This window comes from Streptomyces sp. NPDC003032 (genome assembly GCF_053591415.1).
Map to the genome: position 1 here is coordinate 1 of NZ_JBSFTT010000113.1, position 2,495 is coordinate 2,495.

Annotated in this window: 1 protein-coding gene and 1 pseudogene; one reads left to right on the forward strand and one right to left on the reverse strand. The window is 71.9% G+C overall.

The genetic code is table 11. The features are described from left to right. Positions 1-735: pseudogene (locus ACWDZ7_RS42715) on the forward strand (IS5 family transposase); the annotation flags it as partial. 16 nt (positions 736-751) lie between these two features. Here the strand turns inward: ACWDZ7_RS42715 and ACWDZ7_RS42720 are convergent. Further along, complete coding sequence (locus ACWDZ7_RS42720) at positions 752-2,203, reverse strand: FG-GAP and VCBS repeat-containing protein (RefSeq protein WP_451804346.1); 1,452 nt, start codon at positions 2,201-2,203, stop codon at positions 752-754. Positions 2,204-2,495 lie beyond the last annotated feature (292 nt).

Genomic DNA, 2,495 nt, shown 5'->3' on the forward strand with positions numbered 1-2,495 from the left:
GGTCCTGAACGGGATCGTGTGGAAGTTCCGGACCGGGACGGCCTGGCGGGACGTGCCCGAGCGTTACGGGCCGTGGGCCACTCTGCATACGCGTTTTCGCAGGTGGGCGGCGGACGGGACGTTCGACCGGATGCTGCGGGCTGCGCAGGCGAAGGCGGACGCGGCGGGCGACATCGAGTGGCTGGTGTCGGTCGATTCCACGGTCGTCCGGGCCCACCAGCATGCGGCCGGAGCTCGAAAAGGGGGCTCTGCGACCCGGCCCTTGGCCGTTCCCGAGGCGGGCTGACCAGCAAGATTCACCTGGCCTGTGACGGCAGGGGCCGTCCGCTCGGCTTCGTCGTCACCGGTGGCAACATCAACGACTGCACCCGGTTCACCGCCGTGATGGAAGCGGTCCGGGTGCCCCGGATCGGACCGGGGCGGCCCCGCACCCGGCCCGATCACGCCCTGGGCGACAAGGGCTACAGCTCGAAGGTGATCCGCACCTGGCTCCGCCGCAAGGGCATACCGCACACGATTCCCGAGCGGGCCGACCAGGTCGGCAACCGGGCCCGGCGAGGCAGCCGTGGAGGCCGCCCGCCGGGCTTCGACCGTGAGGTCTACAAGCACCGCAACGTCGTGGAACGGTGCTTCAACCGCCTCAAGCAGTGGCGCGGTATCGCCACCCGCTACGACAAGACCGCCCGGTCCTACGAAGCAGCCGTCACCTTGGCATCGCTCCTGATGTGGGCGTGACCTTTGACGACAGAACCTAGCGCGCCAGGCGCGAGCCCAGGCGGGCGTCCTTCTCCGGGGCGCCGAGCGCGTCCGGGCCGAAGGAGCTGATCCCGGCCGTCGTCAGGCCGGTGGCCGCGCCCTTGAACACCCAGGCGGCACCGGAGTCCCGGTACGTGCCGTCCTCCCCGGGGGCGGTGACGGTCAGGTCGGCCTTCTTGTCGCCGTTGACGTCGGCGAGCGAGACCTCGGCGCCGAACTTGTCGCCCTTCTCGGAGGCGCCGGGGACGCCGGGCGTGGTCTGGGTGAAGGACTGGGCGCCCTTGCCGCTGAGGCCGCTCCTGGCGCCCTTGAGCAGGACGACGTTGCCGCTGTCCCGGACGTTCTTGCCGCTCGCGGTGACGTCCTCGCCGGGGACGCCGACGGCGATGTCGGCGTAGCCGTCGCCGTTGACGTCGCCCGCGCTGATCGAGGCGCCGAACTGGTCGCCGCTGTAGTAGTCGTCACCGATGTAACCGCCCTCCTCACCCACGCCCGGGACGCCCGGGCTGTCCTGGGTGATCTTCACGGTGCGGGTGGCGGCGGGCCCGTTCTTGCTGCCGTAGTCGACGCGGACGGTGCCCTTGTCACCCTCGTTGTCGTCGTTGAAGGGGCCGTTGTCGCGGGTGACGAAGTCGCCGTAGCCGTCGCCGTCCACGTCCGCGACGGCGCCGCCCACGGAGGCCTTGAGCCCCTTGTACGTGTGGCCGAGGCCGGACGCGCCGCCCTTCCAGAAGCGGCTGCCGAACGCCCGGTCCTCAAAGCTGTGGCTGGTGACGAGGTCGTCGACGCCGTCGCCGTCCATGTCGCCCGCGACGAACCCGTCCAGCTCGGGAAACGATTCGAACCTGATGTCGTCCTTCCTGGCCGCCTCGCCGCCGCGCGTGAACGGCCCGTACGAGACGGTCATGCCGGGGGGGCCGCTCTCGGGCGTGGCCTTGTAATCATGCGTCACCAGGTCGCGGTGCCCGTCGCCGTCGAAGTCGCCGACGGCCAGGGAGCCGACCGCGCCCGGCAGTCGGGCGGCCGCGTCCGTGAGCCCGGCGGCGGAGCCCCACAGCACCACGGTGCCGCCGGTACCGGCGCCGACGACCAGGTCGGTGTAGCCGTCCCCGTCGAGGTCGGCGGCGGTCAGCTCGCGGCCGAAGTCCCCGTACTTGCTGACGTCCCCGGGCACCCCCGCGCTGGACCGGTCGACGACCTTCCGGCGTGCCTGGTCGGCGCCGCCCTTCGACCCGTACACCACGGCCACGTACCCGGCTTCCTGCTTCCCGCCGACCGTCGCGTGCGCCGCTCCGAGCGCCAGGTCGGCGTACCCGTCCTTGTTGAAGTCGACGACCGGGGCCTTGGCCGCCTTCGCCCGGGGCGCTGCGGACGCGGTGGCGGTGCCTACCGCCAGCGGCGCGGCGATGGCGGCGGCCGCGATGGCGACGACGAGGGAGCGACGCACTGTTCCTCCTGAGACTGGTGGCCCTTCGATCAGGTTGATCAGGGCCCGCAGAGAGGAGACAGCCGAGGTGACGCGAGGGTTGCACACCTGTGAACCACCAGAAACGGAATCCTTGCCTCAACCTGGTGGGGCCGGTCTGCCGCCTTCGCCGCCGGTCTCATGAGCGGCCTCCTGACCGCCGCCGCCCCGGAGGGCAGGCCAGGTTCGGGGCGGCTCCGTTCGGGGTGCGGCACACCGAAACGCGGCGCGCGCCGGGACAGTTGACCGGAGAGCCAGCGGGCGTCGGGCGGCT